Genomic DNA, 25234 nt, shown 5'->3' on the forward strand with positions numbered 1-25234 from the left:
CTCCTCGCGCTCACGGTGTCACCTCGGTTCGCGACTGCGGGGCTCGCAACCGCGGCTCACTCCTCGCGCTCACGGTGTCACCTCGGTTCGCGACTGCGGGGCTCGCAACCGCGGCTCACTCCTCGCGCTCACGGTGCCCCCTCGCCGAAGGGGACCAGCACCGTGCCCTGCTCGCCGGGACCGTCCCAGAGCACGGCACGGCCCGGCCGGGGTTGCCAGAGCACCGGCCGGTCGAAGAGCTGCTCCAGCCGGCCGCCGGGCACGTCGGTCACCACCACGGCGGTGAGCTTGTCCACCTCGCCCTCCGGACCGAGCAGCCCGGCCAGCGGCGCCACCGTGCGCCACCAGCCGAGCAGGTGCCGGCCGGCCGGCGGCCCCTCCAGCAGCAGCGCGCGCAGCAGCTCGGGCGGCAGCTCGGTCGCGTCCGGTACGTCCAGCCCGAACACCACGAGGTAGCCCGGCTCGTCCGCCGCCATCGCCGCCCGCAACCCGGTCACGTCGACGGTCTCCACCCGGTGCCGCCCGGCCAGCTCGGCGGCGAGCACGCCGGCCGGCTCGGCCGAGCCGTTGGCCAGCGGCGCCAGCACGAACCGCGCCGCGCCCGGGTGCGCCGCCGCCGCGCTGCGGACCGCGGTGACCAGCAGCCGCTCGGCCTCGTCGTCCCGGCCCAGCACGGCCAGGTTCCGGCCGGCGGCCGGGCCGAGCGGCACGGCCACCGTGGAGCGTCGGACGTCCACCGCCCGGCCGAGCAGCGCGGCCGGCGCGTGCGCCCGGCCGGCCAGCGCGGCCCGGTGGTGCGGGTCGTTGGCGAGCAGCGGGCGGGCGAACCCGGCGAAGACCACCGGCGGGGCGGCGCCCTCGGGCCGGGCCGACCAGAGCCGGTGCCGCAGGTCGGCGAGGACCTCCGGGTCCTCGTGCGGGTCGGGGAACCGGATCATCCGCTCGTGGCCCCGGGTCGCGCCGCGCGGGCCGCCCAGCCCGCCGGCGGTGTTCACCACCGCGCTGCCCACCGGCAGGCCGGCCGCCGAGTCGTTGGTCGGCTCCAGCACGGCCGAACCCCCGGGCAGCGCCACCCGGACCGGGAACTGGCCGAGCAGCGGGTCGCGCGGGCCGCCGATGGCGAGGTCTCCCTCGCCGGCCAGGACCAGGTGGATCCCGTACGACCGGGCGGCGCGGGCCAGCCCGTCCAGCCGGGCGAGCAGGTCGGTGGCGAGCCGGTCCCGCTCACGCAGCAGCAGCGGGAAGTTGTCGATCACGCAGACGATCCGGGGCAGCGACTGGTGCTGGCGCAGCTCGGCGTAGCGCTGCCCGCCGGCCCGCCGGGCCGCCTCCTCCCGGCGGCGCAGCTCCGCCTCCAGCTCGCCGAGCAGGTCCGCCACGTACTCGCGGTCGGCGGCCATCCCGGCGGCGCGGACCTGCGGCACCCAGGAGCGGTCCCGCTCGGTCTGGAGGAACTCCACGAAGGACTCGCCGTCGTCGAGGTCGGCCAGGTAGAGGACCAGCTCGTCGGGGCCGTAGCGGGCGGCCAGGCCGAAGAGCGCGTCGGTGAGGAACGCCGACCGGCCGGCCTGCGAGCGCCCGCTGACCAGCCAGTGCGGGGTCAGCTCGGTGAAGCCCAGGCTGACCGGCCGCCCGGCGGCGTCACCGACCGTCGTGACGAGCCCGTCGACCGAACCCTCCGCCCAGAGTTCGCCGTCGGGCAGCAGGTCGGTGAGGGCGAGGCGGGAGCCGTCCTCGATCTGCCGGACCAGCCGCCGGCACACCCCGGCCACCAGTTCCTCGGGCGGGTCCTCGTCGAGGAAGACCGGGCAGTTCAACCCGCCCGGCGACTCCGCCCCGGGACTGCTGAAGCCGGCGGCGGGCGGATCGCCGACCAGCGCGTACGCGGTGCGCACCGCGAGCGGGGTCGCCTGCGGCAGCGGCACCGTGTCGGGCCAGCCGGCCACCACCAGGTGCAGCCCGGCCCGGGGACCCTGCGCCGCCAGCTCGGCGAGCCGGTCGAGATCGGACGGGGCGGCGCCGTCGGGCAGGGCGGCCACCATCAGCAGCAGCGTACGGTCGTGCCCGCGCTGACGCGCCGTGCCGGCGGCCACCCACTGTTCGGCCTCGGCCAGCACCGCCCGGAACCCGGTCAGGTCGGTGGCGGGCGGCGGCAGCAGGCCCGCGTCGGCCAGCGGCGCGTAACCGGCCAGTGTGGCGCCCGGGCCACCGTCGACCGCGCGGGCCAGCAGGGCGCCGGCCGGGCTGGCCGCGAACAGCCGCAGCAGCAGGGCCCGGAGCAGCCCGGCCACCCGCGGGTCGCCGGCGTCGGCGTCGACGCTCAGATGCCCGCTGCCCAGCAGCGGCACCAGTGCTGGGAACCGGGCGTCGTCCAGCGGCGCGGCGGTGCCGACCCGGACGAAGGTGGGCGGGCCGTCCCCGGGCGGGATCGTCGGGGCCAGCGTCTCCAGCGGGTCGCCGGCCCAGCCCGGCGCGGCGAGCGAAGCCGCGGCACGGAGCCGCTCGGCCAGCTCGTACTGCCGGTGGTGATCGGCGGGCGCGGGCCGGATCTCGTCGAGGATCGCGGCCGCCGCGGTCGCGGTGGCCTCGGCCCTGCGGTGCAGCGCGGCGGCCCGGCCGGCGCGCGCCTTCGGACTCGCCACCCGTCCACCTCTCTTCCCGAGGCCGACATCTCCTCCCCGATGGTGACGGTATCCCAGCCGGGGGCCGTCCTCCGGGATGTCGGTCGGCGCGGTGCCCGGCTCAGCGGTGAGCAGCCTCACCCGCCGGACCCGTCCGGCGGTTCGCCACGATCCGCCAGTTCTGAGGCATTGGGTACGCGGCGCGCAGCCGATAGCCTCAGGAGGTGGAATCAGTGCAGCCCCCCGCCGGTTCCCAGGTCTCCCGGGTACCGGCCCAGCGGACCCCGCCCGAGCAGTTGGCGCCGCCCGCGCCCGCTCCGGCGCCGGTACGCCCGAAGCGGCGGCTGCGCACCGTTCTCGTGGTGGTCGCCGGGGTGTTGGCGCTGCTCTGCGCCGGTGGCGCGGTCGTCGGCTTCGTGCTGTACGACCGGGCAACCGCTCCCGACCGCAGCAGCCCTGAGGTCGCGGTGGCCAACTACATCCAAGCCTTCTTCGAAGACCGCAACGACACGAAGGCGGACGAGTTCACCTGCGATGGCGGTACCGACCTCGGCGATTTGAAGCTCCTTCGTGAGGACCTCGTGACTCGGGAAGGTCGCTTCGGGACAGAGATTTCTGTGGGCTGGGAAGCGCTCAGTGTGCAGCAGCAGGGGGACCGCGCCATAGTTCAGGTTGACTTGGTCATCTCGGCGTTCGTCGATGGGATCTCGCAAAGCGATCGGCAGGGCTGGCGGTTCGAAACGCAGCGCCGAGACGGCTGGCGCGTGTGTACGGCCAAGCGCTCCTGATCGGTCTCTCTCACTCCAGCCAGAGCAGGTGGACCGGTACCTCCATGGTGGTCGGTGCCTGGCCGCGCCAGGCCCAGCGGTACCACTCCAGTTCCGGGGCCACCCGGACGCAGATGTCCCCGTCCGCTCCGGAGTAGGCCTCGGTGACCGCGCGGAGGTCACGCTGCTCGGTCGCCCCGGTCACGTGCACCACCCGCCGGCCGGTGACGGAGTCGGCCTCGAAGACCGGCGTGGGCGGGCGCCGGGTGGGCGCGTCGAGTGAGACCAGCCGGATGCCCGGCTCGGGCGGACCGGCGCTCGGCCGCCGCTCGCCCACGGTCTCCACCCAGACCCGCTCCACCGGCACGAGCGGCGCGAAGACCTCGACCTGCTCGGACTCGGCGCGGTACCACTCGTGCTCCGGGATGACCGGCACGTAGGTCCGGCTGCCCTGCACGACCCGCTCGTCGGCGCGCAGGTCACCACGCCACCCGAGGCCGGGCAGGCCGACCAGCACGCGGCGGCCGCGCAGTTCGATCCGCCCGGTGGCGGGGACGATGTCGACGGGTCGGGGCGGCAGCGGCGCCCAGTCGGGCCGGTCCGCGAAGGGGTCGGGCAGCGGGTTGCTCATGTGCCGGTGCGCCTCACGCGGTCCCGTCCACCGGGACGCCCCGCTCGCGCATGAACGGCACCGGGTTGACCGCGCCGCGGCTGGACCGGTCGCTGTCGATGTGCACCTCGAAGTGCAGGTGCGGGCCGGAGGAGTTGCCGCTCGTGCCGGAGAGGCCGATCACCTCGCCCGCCTCCACGGACTGGCCCGGGACCACTTGGGGGCGCTCGATCATGTGGCAGTAGCGGGTGATGTAGCCGCCGGCGTGCAGGATGTCGACGAACCAGCCGCAGCCGCCCTTGCCCGGCCAGCCGTCCCGGTCGCAGTCGCGTTTCCCGGAGTGGTCGGGGTCGCAGCGGGCCACCAGCACGCGGCCCGCCGAGGCGGCATGGATCTCGGTGCGCTTGTCGGCGGCGAGATCGACCCCGTTGTGGCTGGGCCGCTCCGTGGTGCGGAAGCCGGAGACGACGCCGCCGGGCAGCGGGGCGGTCCAGCCGGAGGCGGCGATCCGCGCCCCGGCGGCGGCGTCGCAGACCGCCTTGCCGGCGATCTCGACGGTCCGGGCGGCCCCGCCGGCGAGCGCGTCCACGATCCGGCCGGCCAGGTCCTCGTGCTTCGCGTAGGCGTCCGGGAAGGCGCTGACCTGCACCCGCTGCGCCACCACGGTGAGCGGCCGGTGCTGCCAGTCCCGCACCCGGACCATCTTCTCGTAGAACTTCCGGGCCGTGTAGGAGGGCGTCATCCGCTGCTCCACGCTGCCCCACCCGGGTCGCTGCTGGAACAGGCCCAGCGAGTCGTGGTCGGCCCCGACGCCCTCGTGCGGCAGGGCCAGGGACGCCGGCACCGTGCTGTTGGCGAGGTTGCGCAGGGCGGACTCCTGCATGGCGGTGGCCAGCGCGATCACCCAGCCGCGGGCCGGCACCTTCATGTCCTGGCCGACCTTGATGATGACGGCGGCGTTGCGGAGTTGGCCGTCGCCGTACTCGGTGAAGCGCGGCATGTCCCCGGTGAGGTTGACCTGGTAGGCCGGGTCGCAGTTCAGGCCGGCGAGCACGCCGTCCTTCTGGTCGCCGCCGAGTTCGGTGAGGAGGAACGCGCCCGCCCCGCCGACACAGCAGAGCAGGGTGAGCACCGTGGTGACGGCGGTGACCAGCACGCCGACCCGGAGCTTGCGGCGGACCGGCGCCGTGACGTCGGGCGCCGCGCTCACTGCCGCTCCCAGTCGACCGCATCCACCAGCCACCGGCCGTCCGGGGCCACCAGTTCAAGCCGGAGCCGGCCGTTGTCGAGCGGGACCAGCGCCTCCACGAAGGACTCGGTCCGCGGCCGGAGGGTCACCGCGCCGGCCGTCCGGCGGGCGGGCACGCTCTCCGGGTCGGCGCCGGTCATCTTCTCGACGAGCGCGGGGGTGGAGAGCGGCCGCAGCCGGGCCTGCCAGGCGTCGCCGCTGCTGCCGGGGCCGGTGAGCCAGGCCGTGGTGAACCGGCTCGCGGTCTGCTCGGGGGTGGCCTCGCCCGCCCGGGTCTTCGGGGAGACCGCCGCCGGCGGGCTCGACAGCACCCCGTCGTCACCGGCGTGCGGGTCCACCGTGCTGATCGGCTGGCTCGGCCGGGTGCTGAGGCCGGTGGTCGAGTCGACCGGACCGGAGACCAGCCGGGCCGCGCCGATCACGCCGAAGACCAGGACGGCGATCACCAGGGCGATGCCGAGCCGGGACCGCAGTACCCGGGTGAACAGGAATTCCAGCGCCCGCCGCACCGGTGTCACCGTGCCTCGGAGCGGACCCGCGGCGCCGGCTTGGGCGCCGGGGCGCGGTCGGCCGAGTCCGGCCGGTAGACGGCGAAGGAGGGCGCCTCCTCGGGCACGTCGGGCCCGGTCCAGCCGCCCGGCTGCCGGCGGGGTCGGGCCGCGCCGCCGCGGCGCTCGGACCCGGGCTCGGTCGCCGGTGCCTGCTCGGGACGCTCCCGCCCGTCCGGCCGTTCCCGTTCGACCGCCGTGACGGTGTGCGCCGGGTCCTCGTGCCGGGCCTCCGGCCGGAGGCTGCGCTGGTCGGCCGGGACGCCGCGCCGCCGCCCCATCGCGGGCTCGGCCGTGCCGCCCGGCTCGGCCACGTCGAGGCGGGCCGCGACCCGCATGTCGCGGAAGAACCGCCGGTGCCAGGAGCCGGCCGAGCTGACCGCCTCGCTGCTGTCCTTGCCGCCGAGCTGGGTGATCCGCCGGTACGGGCGGAGCAGCAGCCAGCCCACCACGCCGCAGAGCCAGACCAGGACCACCTGGAGCCAGCCGGGCAGGGTGGGCGTGTTCATGATCAGATCCACCGCGAACAGGTAGATGGCCGCGCCCGTGCCGAAGATGGCGATGTTGAACACCGCGGCGACCACGGCGTTGGCCAGCCGGCGGAGGCCGGCGCTGGCTGGGCGCATCAGCCCGACCGTGCCCAGGATCGGCGCGGCGATCACGGCCCACCGGAAGATGAGGAAGCCGAGCAGCACCAGCAGCGAGGCGGTCAGGTCGAACATCGCGAAGAGCAGCGACGCCAGCACCGCGATGAAGCCCGCGCCGATCCGGTCCATGTCCCGGACGCCCTGGAGGTACTCGTACGCCTCCGGATCCTCCGACTTGATCTGCTCGGCCACCCGGGCCCACTGCTGCTGCTTGGCCTTGATGATTACATCGCGAGTTGCGGGCTTGGCGCGGATGGACTCCGCTTCTCCCCAGGTCAAGGATTTGGCGTCGTAGAGCGCCGGACCGTACTTCTTGGCGGTCTCGCTGTCGGCCGAGCCGAGCACGCCGCGCAGCCAGTTGCGGTAGAGCATCGTCTCGGTCGCGGTGTCGCTGGCGCGGACCGCAGGCGGGCGTTTGTCGACACACGCATCCGGGTTCGGCAGGACGCACTTGTCCGGGGGAATGTCCTTGGACGTCGGACCGACGGCGTCGTGCACCACGCCGAGGCTCGTGATCAGGGCGTTGTCGGCGATGTTTGCCGACTTGACCGGCCAGGCGGCCAGGGCGGTCACCGCGACCATGACCAGGATGGCCCAGCCGGCCGTGGTCATGGCGTTGCTCATGTCCGACTGGCGTGACCGCCAGAGCAGGTAGAGACCGACCACGCAGATCGTGATGATGCCGAAGACGCTGAACACCTTCTGGTAGACGGCCTTGGTGGCCTGCTCCACCAGCGGGTCCGCCCAGCGCCACATCGTGCGCGGGTCCCAGGCCCGTTCGCGCAGCGCGTTGGACGCCCCGATGATCGCGTTGGCGAACATGAACTCGCCGTTCGCCACCATCGTGGTGAACCGGTAGTCCGGATGCAGCACCGAGGAGGCGCAGCCGCCGTCGACGTCGTACGTCGTGTAGCTGTATCCGGCATAGCCGTAGTCGCTGTAGAGGCCCTTGGGCCCGGGCTGCTTGGCGGAGTCGGGGCGGGAGGCGAACCAGCCGGCCAGACCCGAGTCCGGGGCCCCGGGCACCGGCGCGTTGCGGCACTCGACCTGGTCCTCGCTGACCGCCTTGAGCTTGGCCACGCAGGCGCGGAAGTCGGCCTGCCACTCCTTGGTGCTGCACAGCTCGGCCCGGGCCTGGGCGGCCGGTACGGCGGCGTACGCGGGTGTCGCCCCGACCAGCGGCCAGGCGATGGTGGCCCCGGCCAGTACGCCGAGAGCGAGGAGGAGCGCCGCGATCCGTGCCCTCGCCATGTCACGCCTCCAGATCAGCCAGGACGGTCGGCAGTTGCCCGGCGGCCTGGGCGACCGTGGCGGGTGTGGTGTCCAGGTGCTCCAGCAGCCCGTCGACGTACGACACGTCGACCCGGACCTTCTGCACGCGCCCGTCGACGTCGCGCATGACGAACTCGCGGAAGCCGAGCCGGGCGGCCGAGCCGCTGTCGGCCTGGGACAGCGAGGCGAGGGTGGCCTCGTAGCCGTCGTTGACCGGCACCCGGAGCAGCCGCAGCGCCTCGGAGGCGATCTCGGTGTCCTCGGCGATCCGGCCGACGAAGACGGTGGAGACGAGGTTCTGCACGTCGAGACCGAGGATGTCCTTCGGGTTCTGCGAGGCGACAAGCGCGGCCAGGTTCCACTTGCGGGAGTCGCGGGCGAGGCGGACCAGGAACGAGCGGCCGGAGCGCCAGCCCTCCATGAAGTGCGCCTCGTCCAGGCCCACCAGCTTGCGGGAGGACATCGAGCCGCCGTAGCAGCGGCGGACGGCCAGCCGGTGCGCGGTGTGCAGCATCGGCAGGGCCAGCGCCTCCTCGGCCGACCAGTACTCGCGCTCGATCTTGAGGTCGGGCAGCCGGAGCCCGGCCATGGTGATCACGGTGAGCGCCGCGTCGGCGCCGAGCAGCCCCTCGGGCGGGCGGCCGAAGAAGAGCATGGCCAGCGGCATCTCGGCGGTGTCGAGGAGCAGGTTGGCCAGCTCCCGGCCGGCGTCGTCGTCCAGCCCCTGGAGGCAGGCGACCACGTCGTCAAGCGTCGAGGTCTCCTCGGCCGGCACCTGGCGTACGGCGTGCCGGAACAGGGTGGCCGTGGACGCCTCCCGGGCCACCTGCGGCGGCACCAGCATCATGCAGATGTCCTGCACCAGCATCCGGCGCTCGGCGCGAGCGTTGGAGACCGCGATCTCGAACTCCCGGTCGCCGGCCGCCCCGGCGGCGAACTCGGTGCGCAGCGGCGTGGGGATCAGCGCGTACGGGGCCAGGGTGCCCTGCTCCGAGCCGGTCAGGTTGAGCACCCGCGAGTACGGTGCCAGCTCGGGCATGGCGCAGAGCCGGGCCAGCGGGCCGGACGGGTCGAGCAGGGTCACCTGCACACCCCGGCGGGCGGCCAGGTAGCCGAGCGCGCCGAGCAGGGTGGACTTGCCACCGCCCGGCTCGGCGACGAAGACGGCGAGGCCGGAGCGCTCGCGTACCTCCATGGGGAAGTGCAGGTCGAGGAAGACCGGGCGGCGGCAGGTGCCGGCGGTCCGGCCGATCAGGTCGCCGCGCCGGTCGCCGACCGTGGAGGCGGCCTGGGGCAGGGCCGCGGCGAGCAGGTTGACCGGCATCCGCCGGACGTAGCCGGTGTTGGCGATCGGCTCGCCGGGGATGAACTCGCGGGCCAGCCAGTCCTGGTTCTTCGGGTGCTGGAGCGAGATCCGCAGCTCGCGCGAGTAGAGCTGGATGAGCCGGCGGGCGCGTTCCAGGCACTCCTCGCGGGTGCGGCCGCCGACCGCGATCCGGTGCCAGCCGTGCGCGCGGGCCGAGTCCACCGGTAGGCCGGTGGTCATCTCGTCGCCGATCACCAGTGCCCGCTTGGCCAGCCGCTCCAGCTCGGGCGGCGCGTCGATGCCGTGCTCGGCGTAGTCGAGCTGCTGCGAGCGGATCATGCGGAGCCGGTGTTCGAGGTTACGGAAGGAGTCGCCGGGGCCGAGGATGTCGACCCGGGTGGAGAGCTCCATGGGCCACGGCAGCCGCTCGTGGAAGTGCAGCCAGGGCTCGTGCCGTTCGGGGATCTCCAGCGGTTCCATCCGGCCGACCGCCAGCACGGCCACGTGCCGCTCCTCGCCGGTCATCCGGTTGACCAGCTTGACGGTGGAACCGTAGGGGGTGCGGTAGCGCTCGACCTGCTCGGTGAGGGCGAGAAGGTCACCGCGTTCCCACCGGCCGTTGGTGATGGGGGAGAGCACGCCGGGCGGCGCCATGCAGAGCGCCACCGAGCGGTAGAGCAGCCACTCCAGTTCCTGCGCGGTGACCCGGCGGCCCCGCATGCCGAACGCGCCGAGCACCTCGTCGAACTGCTCGACGGTGCGACCGAGCCGGCGGCGCTCGCCGTCGGCGGTGCCCCGGCCGAAGGTGCGCAGCAGCCGTTCGGTGAGCGAGTCGCCGAGCGACCGGCGGGCGAAGGTGACGCCCAGGTAGGTCTGCCCCTCGGCGTGGTTGACCGCCATGAGGTGCCGCTGCGCGGCGACCAGGTGGTCGGCCCAGCCGGTGGTGCCGGGCACGTCGGGCAGCGGGGCGGCGGTGTGCGCGTCGATGGTGCGGGCCCACTCGTCGGCCGGGAACGGCCGGGTGGTGCGGCGGAGGTGCAGCCGGAAGCCGGCCAGGCCGGCGTACTGCTCGGAGATCGCGGAGAGCAGCGCCTCGCGCTCGGCGTCGGGGCGGAACGCCCAGCGCACCTCGGGCAGCCAGTACCAGGCCGTCACCGTGTTCGGGGTGAAGGTGAGGTGGCCGGCGATCTCGGTGATGGCCAGTTCGACCGAGGGGTCCCGGTCACCGAACTTGATCTTCGGGGCCTTGACCCGGACCGGCTTCGCGAGCTTGCCGCCGCGCTCCGGGGACCGCTGCCGGGGCGCGGCCACCTCCCGGCCGGACGGGGTGGCCAGCTCGCGCGCCTCGGGCCGGGGCTCCGCCGTCCGCCGGTCGCGCCGGCGGGCGGGGCGCTCGACCGGGGTCTCCGGCTCGGCCGGCTCCGGCTCGGCGGTGGACCGGAGCGCCGGGAGCCGGTCGCCGACCTGGTGCGGCACTCGGGTACGGGTGGCCGGCGCCGCTTCGAGGGCGGGCCGCTCCGGCGCTTCGGCGGCCGCGGGCACCGCCGGGTGGGCGGCCTCGACCGCCTCGCGGGGCCGGCCCACGGGGCGGACGCCGGGCGCGCTCTCCCGGAATCGGGCGGCCGGCGGCTCGTCCTCCGGCCAGGCGGGCAGGGCCGGTGGCGGCAGGGGCCGCTCGACCGGCTCCACCGGAGCGGCGTGCTGGTGCGGGATCGGCAGGGGCGGCTCGACCGGCTCGACCGGGGCGGAGTGCTGGGACGGGACAGCCCGGGGCGGCAGGGCCGGCTCGACCGGAGCGGCGTGCTGGTGCGGGATCGGCAGCCCCTCGCGGCCGACGCCGCGCCGGGGCGGCGCCACCACGGGCTCCACCGGGGCCGGCGGGCCGGCGGGCGGGCCGGCCGGCCGTCGGGCGCGGGGCTGCGCGCCGCCGAAGAGGTCGAGGAAGGGGGAGTCGATGTCGCCGCTGTCGGCGACCACGGGCTCCCGCTGCTCGCCGCGCGGGGCGAGCGGCCGGGGCGGCTGGAAGACCCCGACGCGACCGTGCTGGGGGCTGGTCACCAGCGCCGGGTCGAGGGTGACCTCGTCCAGCTCCTCGTCCGGTGGGTAGTCGAACGATCGCGCACGGTTACCGTAGGGCCCGGCCGGACGTCCGGCCGGGGAACCCGGCGTGGAAGAGCGACTCATGCGACCGCCTCACCCGCGTCGTTCGTCTGCGCCGTCGGCGTACGCCCGGTCATGCCAGTTCCTCCCGGATCCTGATCCGGCTCGCGACGAGGCGCGGGTCGCGCAGTTCCGCGGCCGGCTCCCGGGTGCGTCGCCAGTCCGTCAGCGCGGTCCGGATGACCATGCGCGCCGGCCGGTCCGGGTCGACGTACCGGAAGATGAACGAGGTCGTCACGATGGCGAGCGAGATCTCCCAGGCGGGGAACAGCTCGACCTGGAGCGTGAACAACCAGTGGATGAACATGTAGAGGGGTACGAGCAGCATGAACAGGCCGTACTGGGCGTACGGCAGATGGACGGGAAGGGTGTAGCCGGGCGGCCCCAGGTAGACGAGGCGAGCCCGGTAGATGTCGTCGTCGGTGCGCAGCCGCATCGTCGCCCAACGCCTATTCGAAGATCAGCTTGATCAGGTAGTCGCCGACGAAGAAGAGTGTGGCGGCGCCGGCGATGAAGGCCAGCCCGATGATCGCGATGGCGGAGCTGGTCAGCACCTTGGAGATCTCGCCGCGGCTGGCCCGGCCGATGAAGATCACGCCGAGCACCGCGAGCAGGATCGGCGCGATCTTGCTGGCGAAGAAGGAGACGACACCGCTGGTGTCGATGCCCTTGGGGGCCGGCTCGGCGAGTGGAGTCGACGCCAGGGTGTGGAGCGCGTGGTCGACGGCGGCGGACGCCGTCCCCATGAGCTCGATGGCGATCACTGGAAAACCTCCCCAAGGTCGCGGCCGGCGGCGCCGCGGTGGTGCACGTGGGCAAAGCCTGGCGGGATGGTGCTCGTTCCACACAGCGTCGACGACGCTGCGCTTGTCACCCACCACGGAGGGTGGTGAGCATTGGGGGGATTCGTCCCGCTTCGGCCCTCCCTCCAGGCTTCGCCATCTCGATGCTGGGCAATTCCAAAGCGTACGGCCCGGCCACCTTTGCGACAACCCGCGAAGAGTCGACCCGGAACGGCCCCGACGACCGATCGTACACCTGTTCCAATCCGCACGTCAGGGGTGTCGTCCGCCGGGGTCGCCCGGGCCGCCGGAAGCCCTGCTGGCGACCGGTACTGTCGGGTCCGTGACCGATCTGGTACGGGCGGAGGCCCCGGTGGTGATGGGCGTCCTCAACGTCACGCCCGACTCCTTCTCCGACGGCGGCCGATACGCCGACCTCGACGCCGCCGTCGCACACGGAGTGCGACTGCGGGCGGCCGGCGCGGGCCTGGTCGACGTGGGCGGCGAGTCCACCCGGCCGGGCGCCGACCGGGTCGACGCGGAGACCGAGATCGCCCGGGTGCTGCCGGTGATCCGCGAGCTGAGCGCCGCCGGCATCCCGGTCAGCATCGACACCAGCCGGGCCCGGGTGGCCGAGGCGGTCCTCGCCGCCGGCGCGGACGTGGTCAACGACGTCTCCGGCGGCCTCGCCGACCCGGACATGGCCCGGGTGGTCCGCGACGCCGGCTGCCCCTGGGTGCTCATGCACTGGCGGGGGCACTCCCGCGAGATGCGGGACCTGGCCCGCTACACCGACGTGGTGGCCGACGTGCGGGCCGAGCTGAGCCGGCGCGTCGACGAGGCGCTGGCCGCCGGCGTGGCCGCCGACCGGATCATCGTCGACCCGGGGCTGGGCTTCGCGAAGACCGCCGCGCACAACTGGGAGTTGAGCGCCCGCCTGCCCGAACTGGTCGACCTCGGCTTCCCGCTGCTGTTCGGGTCGAGCCGCAAGTCCTACCTGGGCCGGCTGCTCGCCGACCCGGACGGCAACCCCCGCCCCACCGCCGAGCGCGAGGCGGCCACGGTGGCCACCAGCGTGCTCGCCGTGGCGGCCGGCGCCTGGGGGGTACGCGTCCACGACGTCCGGGCCACCGCCGACGCGCTCGCCGTCTGGCGGGCGACCGGCCGCCCGCGCCTGGCCCGGCCCACCACCGACGGGAACCAGGGACCGACCGGGCGGCCCGGCAACGACGAGGGGGACCGATGACCGACCGGATCGAGCTGACCGGCCTGCGCGCGCACGGCCGGCACGGCGTCTACGACTTCGAACGCGCCCAGGGGCAGGAGTTCGTGGTCGACGCGGTGCTCGAACTCGACCTCGCCCCGGCCGCCCGCTCGGACGAGGTGACCGACACCGTGCACTACGGCGAACTGGCCGAGAAGCTGGTCGCCGTGGTCACCGGCGAGCCGGTCAACCTCATCGAGACGCTCGCCGACCGGCTCCTCGCGGTCTGCCTGGCCGAGCCGCTGGTGGCCGCCGCGACGGTCACCGTGCACAAGCCGGAGGCCCCGATCCCGCACACCTTCCGGGACGTGGCCGTGACGATGCGGCGTACCCGATGAGCCGGGCCGTGTTGTCGATCGGCAGCAACCTGGGCGACCGCCTCGCCCACCTGCGCGCCGCGGTGGCCTCGTTCGGGGACGCCGTGCTGGTGGTCTCCGGCGTCTACGAGACTCCACCGTGGGGGGATGCCGACCAGCCCGCGTACCTCAACGCGGCGGTGCTGGTCGGGGACCCGGCGGCGACCCCGCGCGACTGGCTGGCGCGGGCCCGGGCCGCCGAGGCGGCGGCCGGCCGCACCCGTGACCCGGAGCGACGGTACGGGCCGCGCACCCTCGACGTGGACGTGATCGCGGTCTGGGACGCGGCCGGGGAGCCGGTGCTCAGCGACGATCCCGAGCTGACCCTGCCGCATCCCCGGGCCCACCTGCGCGCCTTCGTGCTGCGGCCGTGGATCGACATCGAGCCGCACGGCCGGCTGCCCGGCCACGGCTGGCTCACCGACCTGCTCAACGCCGAGCCACTCGCCTCCGACGCGCTGGAACTCGGTCCGCGCCCCGATCTGGCGTTAGAGTCGGACACATGACCCTGTGGAGCCGGACGGCATGAGCCAGGCGCAGTCCCCGCGCGACCCCCAGCGCTTCCGGATGGGTCCCACCCGGATCTCCACGCTGGTGGTGGCCGCCCTGGCCGCCGCCGCGCTCGCCTGGCTGCTGATCAGCACCTTCTACTACGAAGTGGCCCCCGACCTGCCCTGGCTGCCGGTGGTCACGCTGGCCGGCCTGGCCGTGCTGGAGGCGTACGCGGCGGTCAACACCCGCGGCCGGATCGAGCGCCGCCCCGGGCGGGATCCGGTGAACCCGCTGCTGGTCGCCCGGTTCGTGGTGCTGGCCAAGGCGTCCGCCCTGGCCGGGGCCATCTTCGCCGGCTTCTACGCCGGGCTGACCGCCTGGCTCTTCGTCGAGCGGACCAACGCCGCGGTGGGCGACCGACCGGCCGGCGGGGGCGGGCTGCTCGCCTCGCTCGCCCTGGTCGCGGCGGCGCTCTGGCTGGAGCGGTCCTGCCGGGTGCCCGAGCAGGAGGACGACGAGGACCGGGAGCCCGGCGACCGGGAGACCCCGCGCGGCCGGCTCTGATCAGGGGGTTCCCAGCACCTCCCCCCGCAGGTACCGTGCCTGGCGACCGGAGAGCAACGGCCGCCGCCGGTCCGCCCGCGCGTCGGACCGCACGGCCGGCCATGTGGGAGGCGCGGGCCATGGCGTACGACGAGACGGGCCGGATCGCGCCGGTGGAGACGTCGTCCGGCGTGCCCGCGGCGGTGCTGGAGAACGTTTTCGACGACCCCTCCCACGGCGAGCCCGGCCGGGACCGGATCGCCGTGCACGTGGTCTGGGAGTTCCTGCTGCTGGTCGGGCTGGCCGCGGTGACCTGGCTGCTCTGGCGGGAGGACGCGGACGCGCTGCGCGGCGGGGCGTTGAAGACGCTGCTGGTCGACGTGGCCGGGCTCGGGCTGCTCACCCTGGCCGCCGGGCTCAGCCTGCGGGCCGCCGCGGTGAACCTGGCGATCGGGCCGGTCGCGCTGGCCGCCGCCCTGCACTTCGCCGAGCAGGGCGACCGCGGTGTGCGCGAAGCGCTGCTCCCGGCGCTGGTGGTGGCGGCGCTCGGCGGGCTGGCGCTCGCCCTGGCCGTCGTGGTGCTGCACGTGCCCGGCTGGGCGGCCAGCCTGGCCGGGGCCGCGGCCGTGATCGTGTACATCGAGCGGCGGACCACCCCGGTCGTGGTCCAGGGCGGCTACGACCCCCGGCGCACCGCCCTCTACCTCTTCGTGGGCTTCGCCGCGGTCGCCGTCCTCGGCGGGCTCTTCGGCGCCATCAAACCGGTCCGCCGGCTGGTCGGGCGGTTCCGGCCGGTCGCCGACCCGGCCCTGCGGCGGGGCGCCGTGGCCGCCACGGTGACCGCGCTGGCGCTGATCGCCTCGACCGTGCTGGCCGTGCTCGGCGGGGTGCTGATCGCCGCGAACGGGGACGGCCCGGTGGCGCCCGCGAGCGGGCTCGACTGGTCCGTCCTGGCGATCGGCGCGGTGATGCTCGGCGGCACCAGCGCGTACGGCCGGCGGGGTGGGATCTTCGGCACGCTGCTGGCGGTGTGCGCCGTGGAGGTCTTCCTGGCCTGGGCCGTGACACAGGACTGGACGATCAACCGGTGGGCGGTGGGCGGGGCCGCCCTCGGGGCCGGCCTGCTGGTCACCCGGCTGGTCGAGACGTTCGGCCGGCCGCGGCCGACGCCGCCGGGCGGGGTGCCGGCCCGCTCCACCGGGCCGAGCGGCGACGGCACGATCAGCACCGGCTGGGCCCTGACCCCCTCGGCCGAGCCGGCCGACGCCTGGCCCTCCGTGCTGCCCGTCCGGGACACCGACACCGTCGACTCGTGGGAGTCGCCGCGCTGGGAGAGCGAGCCGCGCCGCTGGGACGCGGGGGACCGCTGACCCGGCCCGGCCGCCGCCGGCGTGGCGTCCGGCGGGCCCGAGCTGATCTCGCCGGTTAGGCTCGCGGCATGACGGAGACTCCTGCCCCCGGCGGCCGTACCTTCGACGAGCTGGACAAGCTCTCCACCGAGGAACTGCGCGAGCAGGCGTTCCACCTGGCCCGGGAGCGCCGCGACGTCGAGTTCTTCTGGTCGGTGCTGCGGCACATGCCCAACGCGGACGAGGCCGCGGTCCTGGACGGCGCCCCCAACTCGATCGGGCCGATCATCGACGAGGCCAACGCCCTCTGGCGGGAGATGGCCGGGCACGGCTACGAGGAGGAGGAGTCCACGCCGCTGCTGCGGGCCGCCTTCATCGACTACCTGTTGAAGCACTGATCGATGACCACCCGCCGACCCTCGGCGGTTTCGCGGGTACGCAGGTTTGCCCGGCGCGGCGGGCCGGGAACTGACCGCTCCATGGCCCTCACCAACCGCCCCCGCACCGTCGGCGCGTACGGCACGGCCGCCGGCACCGGCACGCTCGCCGCGCTCCTGCTCGTCGCCGTCTGCGGCAGCCCGATGTACGTGGGCTGGGTGCAGGACCACACCGACCCGACCGGGGCCGGCGGCTGGTTCCTCCGGCTGCTCGCCTGGCCGGCGTGGCGGCTGCACGCCGACGACCCGTCGCAGGGCGTGCTCGCCACCAACCTGCGGGCGATCCTGCTGATCGTGCTGGCCGCCGCGCTGCTCTACGTGCTGCCCGGCCCGCAGGTGGCCCGGGTGGAGAGCTCGGGCAGCCAGTTCTTCTCCGGCTGGGGCGCGTACGCCCTGGCCGCCGGCTGCACCGCCCTGCTGGCCACCCTCCTCGGGCCGCACGGCTCGCTCTTCGCCGCCTTCCAGGGCGCAAGCACCGGCGTCACCTACGGCTTCTTCGCCGGCTGGATCGTCGGCCTGGCCAGCCTCGGCGGCCGAGCCTAGGGCTCAGGATCGGCGGCCTGGCCAGTCCGGTCCGTCCGGCGCGGCCGGGCTCAGGGCTCAGGGCTCAGGGCTCAGTCCAGCACGCCGAGGCCCAGCACGCGGGCCCGGCTGAGCAGTCCCACCGGCCGGCCGTCCTCGGTGACCACCGCGTGCTCGGCGCCGGAGGTGAGCAGCCCGCCCAGCGCGTCGTACGCCGAACCGCCCAGCGGCACGGTCGGCAGGTCGGCGCCGCCGTCGGCCGGGAGCGGGTCGAGCACCTCGCGGGTCACCGGGGTGACCGCCAGCCGGCGGATGCCCCGGTCGGCGCCGACGAACTCGCGGACGAACGGCGAGGCGGGCGAGCCGAGCAGCGCGGCCGGGGTGTCGTACTGCTCCAGCCGGCCGCCCTCGGACAGCACCGCGATCCGGTCGCCCAGCCGGACCGCCTCGTCGAGGTCATGGGTGACTAGCACGATGGTCTTGCGGACCTCGGCCTGCAACCGGAGGAACTCCTCCTGGAGCCGGGTCCGGACGATCGGGTCGACGGCCGAGAACGGCTCGTCCATCAGCAGCACCACCGGGTCGGCGGCAAGCGCGCGGGCCACCCCGATCCGCTGCCGCTGCCCACCGGAGAGCTCGTGCGGGTAGCGGCGGCCGAACTGCCCCGGGTCGAGGCCGACCAGCTCCAGCAGCTCGTCCACCCGGGCCCGGGTCCGCTCCCGGGGCCAGCCGAGCAGCCCCGGCACGGTGGCCACGTTCGCGGCGACGGTCTGGTGCGGGAAGAGGCCGACGTTCTGGATGACGTACCCGATGCGGCGGCGCAGCGTGACCGGGTCGACCCGGGTGACGTCGTCGTCGCCGAGCAGGATCCGTCCGTCGGTGGGCTCGATGAGCCGGTTGATCATGCGCAGGACGGTGGACTTGCCGCAGCCGGAGGGGCCGATCAGCACCACCAGCTCGCCGGCCTTCACCTCCAGGCTCAGCTCCCGCACCGCCTCCGTGCCGTCGGGATAGCGCTTGCGGATGCGCTCCAGGGTGATCGAGGCCGCGCGGTGTCCGGCGTCCGGGGTAACGTCCACGTGTGTCCCTCCACCTGAGCTACCGGGCCGCGCCCGGTAACCCGTGGTTCTCCTGGCAGTACGTGCGGGACAACTCTGACACGATCCTCGCCGCGCTGCGGGAGCACACCTGGCTGACCGCCCGTGCCGTGCTCATCGCGGCGCTGGTGGCGCTGCCGCTCGCGGTGGCGGCCTACTGGTTCCGGTCGCTGGCCGCGCCGATCGTGGCGCTGACCGGGGTGCTCTACACCATCCCGTCGCTGGCGCTGTTCGCCTTCCTCGCTCCGTACCTGGGCATCGGCGCGATCACCGTGCTCACCGTGGTGGCTCTGTACGCGCTGCTGGTCATCGTGCGCAACGCGCTGGCCGGGCTCAACCAGGTGCCGCCCGAGGTGCGGGAGGCCGCCGAAGGCATGGGCTACGGCCGCTGGGGCCGCCTGTTCCGGATCGAACTGCCGCTGGCGCTCCCCGGCATCCTCACCGGCGTACGGCTGGCCACGGTCTCCACGGTGGCGCTCGTCACGGTCGGCGTGGTGGTCGGCCGGGGCGGCCTCGGCCAGCTCATCTTCGCCGGCTTCCAGAACAACTTCTACAAGGCCCAGATCATGACCGGCACCGTGCTCTGCGTGCTGCTGGCGCTGGTGCTCGACCTGATCCTGGCCGCAGTGGGCCGGCTGCTCACCCCCTGGCTGCGGGGGCGGAACTCATGAACCCGGTGCAGCAGGCGGTCGTCTGGCTGAACGACCCGCTCAACTGGACGAACCCGGGCGGCGTCCTGGACCGGCTGGGCGAGCACCTGAGCATGTCCGCGCTGGCGGTGCTGCTCGGCTGCCTGGTGGCCTGGCCGGTCGGGCTCTGGCTCGGGCACACCGGCCGGGGCGGCGGCCTGGTGCTGCTGGTGTCGAACGTCACCCTCGCCGTCCCGACCCTGGCCCTGCTGACCATCCTGCCGTTGACCTTCCTCGGCTTCGGCCGGCCGGCCGTGGTGGTCGCGCTCGCGGTCTTCGCGGTACCGCCGCTGCTGGCCAACGCGTACACCGGGGTGCGGCAGGCCGACCCGGAGGCCCGCGACGCGGCGCGCGGGATGGGGCTCTCCGGCGCGCAGGTGCTGCGCCGGGTGGAGCTGCCGCTCGCGGTCCCCTACCTGGCGGCCGGGTTCCGCACCGCCGCCGTCCAGGTGGTGGCCACCGCGGCGCTGGCCTCCTTCGTCAACGGCGGCGGGCTCGGGCAGATCATCCGGGCCGGCTTCGGGCTGGACATCGCGGCCGGCGGCGGCCAGATCGTCGCCGGCGGCGTCCTGGTGGCCGGGCTGGCGCTGCTCGTCGAGGGGGTGCTGGCGCTGGTCGAGCGGGTGGTCACACCGCGCCCGCTGCGCCGGGCCCGGCGGGCGGCGAACCGCCGTGCGGCCGACGCCACGGCGGGCGGCTGAAATCCACCGGGTGACGATCCTGTGACGAAACCCGCTCGGAGTTTGTCGGTCCGAGCCGGAGGATATTGGCTGGAACTCGCGGGCGGCTGATCGGATCGCCCGTCGGACACGCGGCCGGCCCGGACGGGCCGCGCCGGGACACGGAAGGCGGGCACTGATGCGCGCACGTACCAGCCTGGCCGTCGGGGCGCTCGGCGTCCTGACCGCCGGCCTCCTCGCCGGCTGCGGCGACGCCGGCTCCTCCGGCACCGATGCGCCCGAGAAGGGCGCCTCCGGGGCCGGCTGCGCCCCGGTGGCGGGCGACAAGCTCGTCGTCCTCACCGACGACAAGAAGCTCCAGAACACCGACAACGTCATCCCCGCGGTCAACGCGAAGGCGGCCACCCCGCAGCTCGTGGCCGCGCTCGACAAGGTCTCCGCGAAGCTCGACACCCCGAAGCTCATCGAGCTGAACCGGGCGGTCGACGTCGACCGGAAGACCCCGCAGGTCGCCGCGAAGGAGTTCGCCGACGCCAACGGCGTGACCGACGGCGTCGAGAAGGGCCCGGGCGGCCAGGTGACGGTCGGCGCCGGCAACTTCAGCGAGAGCCAGACCATCGCCGAGCTCTACAAGATCGCGCTCACCGCGGCCGGCTACCAGGTCAAGGTGCAGACGATCGGCAACCGCGAGCTCTACGAGCCGGCCCTGGAGAAGGGCCAGGTCCAGGTCGTTCCCGAGTACGCGGCGACCATGGCCGAGTTCCTCAACACCAAGGCCAACGGCAAGGACGCCCAGCCGGTCTCCTCGCCCGAGCTGGACAAGACGGTCAGCGCGCTGAAGGCGGCCGGCGACAAGGTCGGCATCAGCTTCGGGCAGCCCGCCCAGGCGCAGGACCAGAACGCCTTCGCGGTCACCAAGGCGTTCGCCGACAAGTACCAGGTCGCCACCCTCTCCGACCTGGCCGCCAAGTGCTCCGGCACGGCCACCGTGCTGGCCGGCCCGCCCGAGTGCCCGCAGCGGCCGAAGTGCCAGGCCGGCCTCGTCGAGGTCTACGACTTCAAGGCCGGCTCGTTCAGCTCGCTCGACGCGGGCGGCCCGCAGACCAAGAACGCCCTGAAGACCGGCGCGGCCAGCGTCGGCCTGGTGTTCTCCTCGGACGCCGCGCTCGCCGCCAGTTGACCGACGCCGCCGCGCCGGCGGGCCGCCCCGGCCCGCCGGCGCCGGCGGGGCAGGCCGCCGTGGCCGGATGGGAAGTCCTGGTCACCGGCTTTTACATCGATGCTTTCGGCCCGTTCCCTACCGGGGCAACTCTCGGTACTCTGCTCAGCCATGCCCGCCTCGGTCGCCCCCGCCGAAAACCGCAGTCCCGCGCTGCTGACCGTCCTGTTCTGGATCGGCGTGGCGCTCGCGCCACTGGCGGCGCTCATCCTGCTGGTCGCCGACGGCAACGGCCCGCTCAGGTTCGGCGCCGTGCTGGCGATCCTGGCCGTGGTGCTGATCGGCCTCTCCATCGCCCTGCGCGCGGAGAGCGGCGGCGGCGCGGCCGGCGCCGACGAGCTCCGCGCCGAACTCGAGCAGCTCCGCCGGGAGCTGCGCGGCGAGATCGTGGCCGCCGCCCAGCGCGGCAACCAGGCGCTCGACCAGGTCCAGCGGACCCAGGAGTCGGTCACCGCGATGCGTCGTCGGCTGGACGCGGCGGCCGCCGGTATCGCCGCCGCCGCGGGCATCGCCACGTCCGCCGCCGAGGAGCCGGCCGGTGGCCGCGCCCGGGTGCCCGCCACCGAGCCGTACGACGAGGGGCGCGCCCGCCCCGAGCCGGCCCGGCCCCCAGTGCGGGACGAGGACGAGCCGGCCCGCCGGGCGGGCACCCGGTACGGCACCGACCACGCCGCCGAGCACCCGGGCCACGCCGACGACCGCCCGCAGGCCGGCGTCTACGGCGGCGACCGCGCCCAGGCCGGCGTCTACGGCGCCGACCGTCCGCAGGCCGGCGTCTACGGCGCCGACCGTCCCCAGGCCGGGGTCTACGGCGGTGACCGGGCACAGACCGGCGTCTACGGCGCGCCGCGCGTGCCGGAGCCGGAGGTCCGGCCGGAGCCCCGCCAGGTCGGGGTGGTGCACCACACCGAGACCGTGCACGTCACCACCCGGCACACCATCGTCGACGGTGGCGCCGACCCGGCGGGCACCCGGTACGGCGGGTACGCCGGCCGCTGGTCCCCGGCGCCCGAGGAACGCTCGTGGAGCGGCGCGGAGCCGGAGGACCGCCCCCGCGCCGGCTACCGGGACTCGGACGACGACCGCCCCCGCGCCGGCTACCGGGACTCCGACGACGACCGCCGCGCCGGTTACCGGGACTCCGACGACGACCGCCGCGCCGGCTACCGGGACTCCGACGACGACCGCGCCCGGCCCGGTCGGGACGAGCGCTCCTGGTCCGCCCAGGTCGGCGGCGGCTGGTCCGGTCCGGCCGAGGGCTCCCGGCCCGGCGGTTCGGTGTCAGGCCAGGGCGGCGAGCGCTCCTGGTCCGGGTCCGCCGGTCCCCGCGACGACGCGTCCTGGTCGGGCGCGCCCGGCGGCGAGCACCCGTGGGCGGGTGTCGGCCGGGCGTCCGGCGAGGACCGGGCCTGGCCGGCGCGGGCGGACGACGACCGCGGCTGGGCCGGGGAGCCGGCGGACGACCGGGCCTGGCGGTCGGGCCAGGACGGGCCGGCCGACGACCGGTCCTGGCCGGCGGGGCCCGGCGGCCGCGAGGAGGCGGACTGGACCGCCGGACGCGACGAGCCCGCCCGCACCGGCCAGGGCGCCTGGGCCGGCCAGGCTGACCGGACCGCCCAGGGCGGCTGGTCGGGCCAGGGCGACCGGGGCGGGTACGGCGAGCGGGCGGCCGAGGGCTGGGCGGGAACGGGCGCTCGCGCCTGGACGCCGGCCGAGCAGTCCGGCCGGGCCGACGACCCGGACGGCGACTACTGGTCGGAGTTGCGCACCGGCAACCGGTGGGCCGCGGTCCGCGACGACGAGCACGGCCGGGAGATCCGGGTCGGGGAGCGGCGGGCCGCGGTGCACGCCGACGGCGGCGGCACCGAGTACCGGGTCGAGGACCGCTGGGCGTCGGTCCGGGGCAGCGCCGGTGCCGGAGAGGCGGCCGGCGGCTGGGGCGAGGAGAGCCGACCGGCGCTCCCGGCCGGGGGCGTGCCGGTGCCGGACGAGTGGCGGCCCCCGACGCAGCGCAGCGGCCAGCCGGAGTGGCGCCAGGTCGAGCCCGAGCCGGCCCGCTACGGCTACCCGCCGCGCGACGACGCACCCCGCGCAGGCGGCACCGACCGCTGGCGCTGACGGTCCGCCTGCCGGCGGCCTGGCGCTGACCCGGTCGCCTGCCGGCGCCGCTACTTGTCGATGTCGCCGACCACGAAGAACATCGAGCCGAGGATGGCGATCAGGTCCGGCACGAGGCAGCCGGGGAGCAGGGTCGCCAGCGCCTGCACGTTCGCGTACGAGGCGGTGCGCAGTTTGAGCCGCCACGGGGTCTTCTCGCCCCGGGACACCAGGTAGTAGCCGTTGATGCCGAGCGGGTTCTCGGTCCAGGCGTAGGTGTGCCCCTCGGGCGCCTTGACCACCTTGGGCAGCCGGGTGTTCACCGGCCCGCTGAGCCGGTCCACCCGGTCCAGGCACTGCTCGGCGAGGTCCAGCGAGGCGTACACCTGGTCGAGCAGCACCTCGAAGCGGGCGTGGCAGTCCCCGGCGGTCTTGGTGACCACGGGCACGTCGAGCTGGTCGTACGCCAGGTAGGGCTCGTCCCGGCGCAGGTCCAGGTCGAGCCCGGACGCCCGGGCGACCGGCCCGGAGGCGCCGAACGCGGCGGCGTCGGCAGCCGACAGCACGCCGACCCCGACGGTGCGGGCCAGGAAGATGTCGTTGCGCCGGATGAGGTTGTCCAGGTCGGGCATCCGGCGCCGGACCTCGCCGATGGCCGCCCGGGCCCGCGTGGTCCAGCCGGCCGGCACCTCCTCCTTGAGCCCGCCCACCCGGTTGAACATGTAGTGGATCCGGCCGCCGGACACCTCCTCCATGACGGCCTGGATGGTCTCGCGCTCGCGGAACGCGTAGAACATCGGCGTGATCGCGCCGATCTCCAGCGGGTAGGAGCCGAGGAACATGAGGTGGTTGAGCACCCGGTTCAGCTCGGCGAGCGCCATCCGCAGCCAGGTGGCGCGCTCCGGCACCTCCATGCCCATTAGCCGTTCCACGGCGAGGACCACGCCCAGCTCGTTGGAGAAGGCGGAGAGCCAGTCGTGCCGGTTGGCCAGCACGATGATCTGCCGGTAGTCGCGGACCTCGAACAGCTTCTCCGCGCCCCGGTGCATGTAGCCGACGATCGGCTCGGCGGAGATCACCCGCTCGCCGTCGAGCACCAGCTTGAGCCGGAGCACGCCGTGCGTCGACGGGTGCTGCGGGCCGATGTTGAGCACCATGTCGGTGCCGAGCTGCTCCCCGCCGGCCCCGGTGCCGACGGTCAGTTCGCGGAGGTCGCCGGCGTCGGTGGTCATGTCCGTCATCGTGCCATGAGCGCATCGAGGGCGACGCCGACCGGTTGCAGCAGCCACCAGTGCCCGCCGAGGCCGGCCGGGTCGGTCAGCTCGGCCACCGCCGACGCGGCGGCCAGGGCCCGCAGGTAGCCGGCCGGGTCCCGGGAGGCAAGGCTCAGCGGCGGTCGCCCGCCGTCGGCCCCGAGCGCCCGCAGCCCCTCCCGCTGCGACACCAGGGTGTACGCACACCGCGCGACCCGCTCACCGGCGGAGGCGACCGAGTCCATGGCCACGTGCGCCGTCACGTCACACGACCCGTCCGGCACCGGCGCCACCTGCCGCCCACCCCGATACCCGGTCAACGTCCCGCCGAGCGGCCGACCGTCCCGCAGGTGCCCGTAGTCAACGGCCAACGCGAGCCCCCGGTCGACCTTATTGATCGCCTCGGCCCACGCCTCATCCCGGCTCCTCCCGATCTCGCCCCGACCTCCCGCCTCGTTGATCAAGAGGTTCGCGTCAGATTCCGGGCCCATTTCCGACGCAAACTTCTTGATCAACGCGGCGGTGGGGGCGGGGGAGCGGGAGGGGGAGGGCCACCACTGGTTCAGCCAGGCGGTGTCCTCCGCGCTGACCGGGTCGCCCGTCGACTCCTCGCCCGTCGCCGGGTCCACCAGCAGGTACCGCCAGCCCTCGGGGGTGTGGGCCGCGAGGTCCAGCGGGACGTTGTCCAGCCACTCGGTGGCCACCAGCAGGCCCGTGACGCCTTCCGGAATCTCGTTCATCCACTCGATCTCTGGCGGCAGGTCCTCCGGCCGGGGCGCCTTCTCGACCGCGACGAGACGTACCCGCTGGGCCAGCGGCACCGGCGTGACGGGCGACGACCCGACGGAGGCCGGCTCCCCCACCGCGAGCGACAACGACCGCAACAGCTCACCCCGACCGGCACCGACGTCCACCACGTCGAGCCGGGCGGGATGGTCGAGGGCGGCATCGAGAGCAGACAGCAGCCGGAGCAGGCACGAGGTGAAGACCGGGGAGGCGTGGACGCTCGTGCGGAAGTGGGCGGCCGGCCCCGGGCCGGAGACGAAGAAGCCGTCCGGCCCGTAGAGGGCCGTCGCCATCGCCTCGCGCCAGCGGAGCGGACGTTCAGGGGGCGTCACCGTGCCGACCCTACGGCGGGCGCCTCCGCGAGGTGGGCCGGCGTACCAGAAGGGGCCGTTCCGCGCCGCCGGAGCGGCCCCTTCGCGCCGTCGGTGAAGGTTTTCACACATCCTTGTTTCGGCTCCGTGGCCCCGGCGCATACTTGCGATCGACCG

The 25234-nt window shown here is 74.8% G+C and carries 23 protein-coding genes; 12 read left to right on the plus strand and 11 right to left on the minus strand.

What is annotated here, in order from left to right; translation table 11 throughout:
• Positions 1–128: 128 nt before the first annotated feature.
• Complete coding sequence (locus NLX85_RS10280; protein WP_254333976.1) at positions 129–2642, minus strand: FtsK/SpoIIIE domain-containing protein; 2514 nt, start codon at positions 2640–2642, stop codon at positions 129–131.
• A 212-nt stretch (positions 2643–2854) separates the two neighbouring features.
• On the opposite strand from NLX85_RS10280, the gene NLX85_RS10285 reads away from it, so the two are divergent.
• On the plus strand, positions 2855–3409 hold the full coding sequence (locus tag NLX85_RS10285) for a hypothetical protein (RefSeq protein ID WP_254335506.1): 555 nt from the start codon (positions 2855–2857) through the stop codon (positions 3407–3409).
• A 10-nt stretch (positions 3410–3419) separates the two neighbouring features.
• Here the strand turns inward: NLX85_RS10285 and NLX85_RS10290 are convergent, their stop codons facing one another.
• From NLX85_RS10290 to NLX85_RS10320, 7 genes are read right to left on the minus strand one after another with little or no spacing between them, the layout of a single operon-like run.
• A complete protein-coding gene (locus NLX85_RS10290) occupies positions 3420–4019 on the minus strand; it encodes a hypothetical protein (protein ID WP_254333978.1) in 600 nt (199 codons plus the stop codon).
• A gap of 13 nt (positions 4020–4032) precedes the next feature.
• A complete protein-coding gene (locus NLX85_RS10295) occupies positions 4033–5208 on the minus strand; it encodes a peptidoglycan DD-metalloendopeptidase family protein (RefSeq protein WP_254333980.1) in 1176 nt (391 codons plus the stop codon).
• On the minus strand, positions 5205–5765 hold the full coding sequence (locus NLX85_RS10300) for a hypothetical protein (RefSeq protein ID WP_254333982.1): 561 nt from the start codon (positions 5763–5765) through the stop codon (positions 5205–5207). Before NLX85_RS10300 ends, NLX85_RS10295 begins: the two co-directional genes overlap by 4 nt.
• The gene (locus tag NLX85_RS10305) at positions 5762–7693 is read right to left on the minus strand and encodes an MFS transporter (protein WP_254333984.1); all 1932 of its coding nucleotides are present in this window, start codon (positions 7691–7693) and stop codon (positions 5762–5764) included. The genes NLX85_RS10300 and NLX85_RS10305 overlap by 4 nt, the downstream gene beginning before the upstream one ends.
• Before the next feature lies 1 nt (position 7694).
• Positions 7695–11204, minus strand: coding sequence for an ATP-binding protein (locus NLX85_RS10310; RefSeq protein ID WP_254333986.1), 3510 nt, complete (start codon positions 11202–11204; stop codon positions 7695–7697).
• A gap of 49 nt (positions 11205–11253) precedes the next feature.
• Positions 11254–11616, minus strand: a complete 363-nt coding sequence (locus NLX85_RS10315; RefSeq protein WP_091317037.1) for a hypothetical protein — start codon at positions 11614–11616, stop codon at positions 11254–11256.
• A gap of 13 nt (positions 11617–11629) precedes the next feature.
• Positions 11630–11944: a hypothetical protein gene (locus NLX85_RS10320; protein WP_148430941.1), complete on the minus strand. Its 315-nt coding sequence runs from the start codon at positions 11942–11944 to the stop codon at positions 11630–11632.
• Positions 11945–12305: 361 nt separating this feature from the next.
• On the opposite strand from NLX85_RS10320, the gene folP reads away from it, so the two are divergent.
• The 7 genes from folP to NLX85_RS10355 all read left to right on the plus strand — a co-directional run bounded on the left by folP (position 12306) and on the right by NLX85_RS10355 (position 16946).
• On the plus strand, positions 12306–13208 hold the full coding sequence (folP, locus tag NLX85_RS10325) for a dihydropteroate synthase (RefSeq protein WP_254333988.1): 903 nt from the start codon (positions 12306–12308) through the stop codon (positions 13206–13208).
• The gene (folB, locus tag NLX85_RS10330; protein WP_148430943.1) at positions 13205–13564 is read left to right on the plus strand and encodes a dihydroneopterin aldolase; all 360 of its coding nucleotides are present in this window, start codon (positions 13205–13207) and stop codon (positions 13562–13564) included. The genes folP and folB overlap by 4 nt, the downstream gene beginning before the upstream one ends.
• Entirely contained in the window at positions 13561–14088 is a 528-nt protein-coding gene (folK, locus tag NLX85_RS10335) for a 2-amino-4-hydroxy-6-hydroxymethyldihydropteridine diphosphokinase (RefSeq protein ID WP_254333990.1), read from the plus strand. Before folB ends, folK begins: the two co-directional genes overlap by 4 nt.
• A gap of 61 nt (positions 14089–14149) precedes the next feature.
• On the plus strand, positions 14150–14638 hold the full coding sequence (locus NLX85_RS10340) for a DUF3180 domain-containing protein (RefSeq protein WP_374628087.1): 489 nt from the start codon (positions 14150–14152) through the stop codon (positions 14636–14638).
• A 119-nt stretch (positions 14639–14757) separates the two neighbouring features.
• The gene (locus tag NLX85_RS10345; protein WP_254333999.1) at positions 14758–15987 is read left to right on the plus strand and encodes an ABC transporter permease; all 1230 of its coding nucleotides are present in this window, start codon (positions 14758–14760) and stop codon (positions 15985–15987) included.
• A gap of 68 nt (positions 15988–16055) precedes the next feature.
• A complete protein-coding gene (locus NLX85_RS10350; RefSeq protein WP_254334001.1) occupies positions 16056–16364 on the plus strand; it encodes a hypothetical protein in 309 nt (102 codons plus the stop codon).
• An 81-nt stretch (positions 16365–16445) separates the two neighbouring features.
• On the plus strand, positions 16446–16946 hold the full coding sequence (locus NLX85_RS10355; protein ID WP_254334003.1) for a hypothetical protein: 501 nt from the start codon (positions 16446–16448) through the stop codon (positions 16944–16946).
• Positions 16947–17017: 71 nt separating this feature from the next.
• Here the strand turns inward: NLX85_RS10355 and NLX85_RS10360 are convergent, their stop codons facing one another.
• Complete coding sequence (locus tag NLX85_RS10360) at positions 17018–18004, minus strand: ABC transporter ATP-binding protein (protein WP_254334004.1); 987 nt, start codon at positions 18002–18004, stop codon at positions 17018–17020.
• Between the two features lie 2 nt (positions 18005–18006).
• On the opposite strand from NLX85_RS10360, the gene NLX85_RS10365 reads away from it, so the two are divergent.
• From NLX85_RS10365 to NLX85_RS10380, 4 genes are all read left to right on the plus strand, one after another.
• A complete protein-coding gene (locus tag NLX85_RS10365; protein ID WP_091317058.1) occupies positions 18007–18693 on the plus strand; it encodes an ABC transporter permease in 687 nt (228 codons plus the stop codon).
• A complete protein-coding gene (locus NLX85_RS10370) occupies positions 18690–19412 on the plus strand; it encodes an ABC transporter permease (RefSeq protein WP_254334006.1) in 723 nt (240 codons plus the stop codon). The genes NLX85_RS10365 and NLX85_RS10370 overlap by 4 nt, the downstream gene beginning before the upstream one ends.
• Before the next feature lie 157 nt (positions 19413–19569).
• On the plus strand, positions 19570–20571 hold the full coding sequence (locus NLX85_RS10375) for a glycine betaine ABC transporter substrate-binding protein (protein WP_091317063.1): 1002 nt from the start codon (positions 19570–19572) through the stop codon (positions 20569–20571).
• Between the two features lie 150 nt (positions 20572–20721).
• The gene (locus NLX85_RS10380; protein WP_254334008.1) at positions 20722–22728 is read left to right on the plus strand and encodes a hypothetical protein; all 2007 of its coding nucleotides are present in this window, start codon (positions 20722–20724) and stop codon (positions 22726–22728) included.
• Positions 22729–22778: 50 nt separating this feature from the next.
• Here the strand turns inward: NLX85_RS10380 and NLX85_RS10385 are convergent, their stop codons facing one another.
• Together NLX85_RS10385 and NLX85_RS10390 are read right to left on the minus strand one after the other, a co-directional pair.
• The gene (locus tag NLX85_RS10385; RefSeq protein WP_254334010.1) at positions 22779–23948 is read right to left on the minus strand and encodes an NADH-quinone oxidoreductase subunit D; all 1170 of its coding nucleotides are present in this window, start codon (positions 23946–23948) and stop codon (positions 22779–22781) included.
• Positions 23945–25039 (minus strand): SAM-dependent methyltransferase, encoded by a 1095-nt coding sequence (locus tag NLX85_RS10390; protein WP_254335507.1) that lies wholly within the window; start codon positions 25037–25039, stop codon positions 23945–23947. The genes NLX85_RS10385 and NLX85_RS10390 overlap by 4 nt, the downstream gene beginning before the upstream one ends.
• Positions 25040–25234 lie beyond the last annotated feature (195 nt).

The organism is Micromonospora sp. A3M-1-15 (assembly GCF_024213425.1).
Classification (GTDB): domain Bacteria; phylum Actinomycetota; class Actinomycetes; order Mycobacteriales; family Micromonosporaceae; genus Micromonospora; species Micromonospora chersina.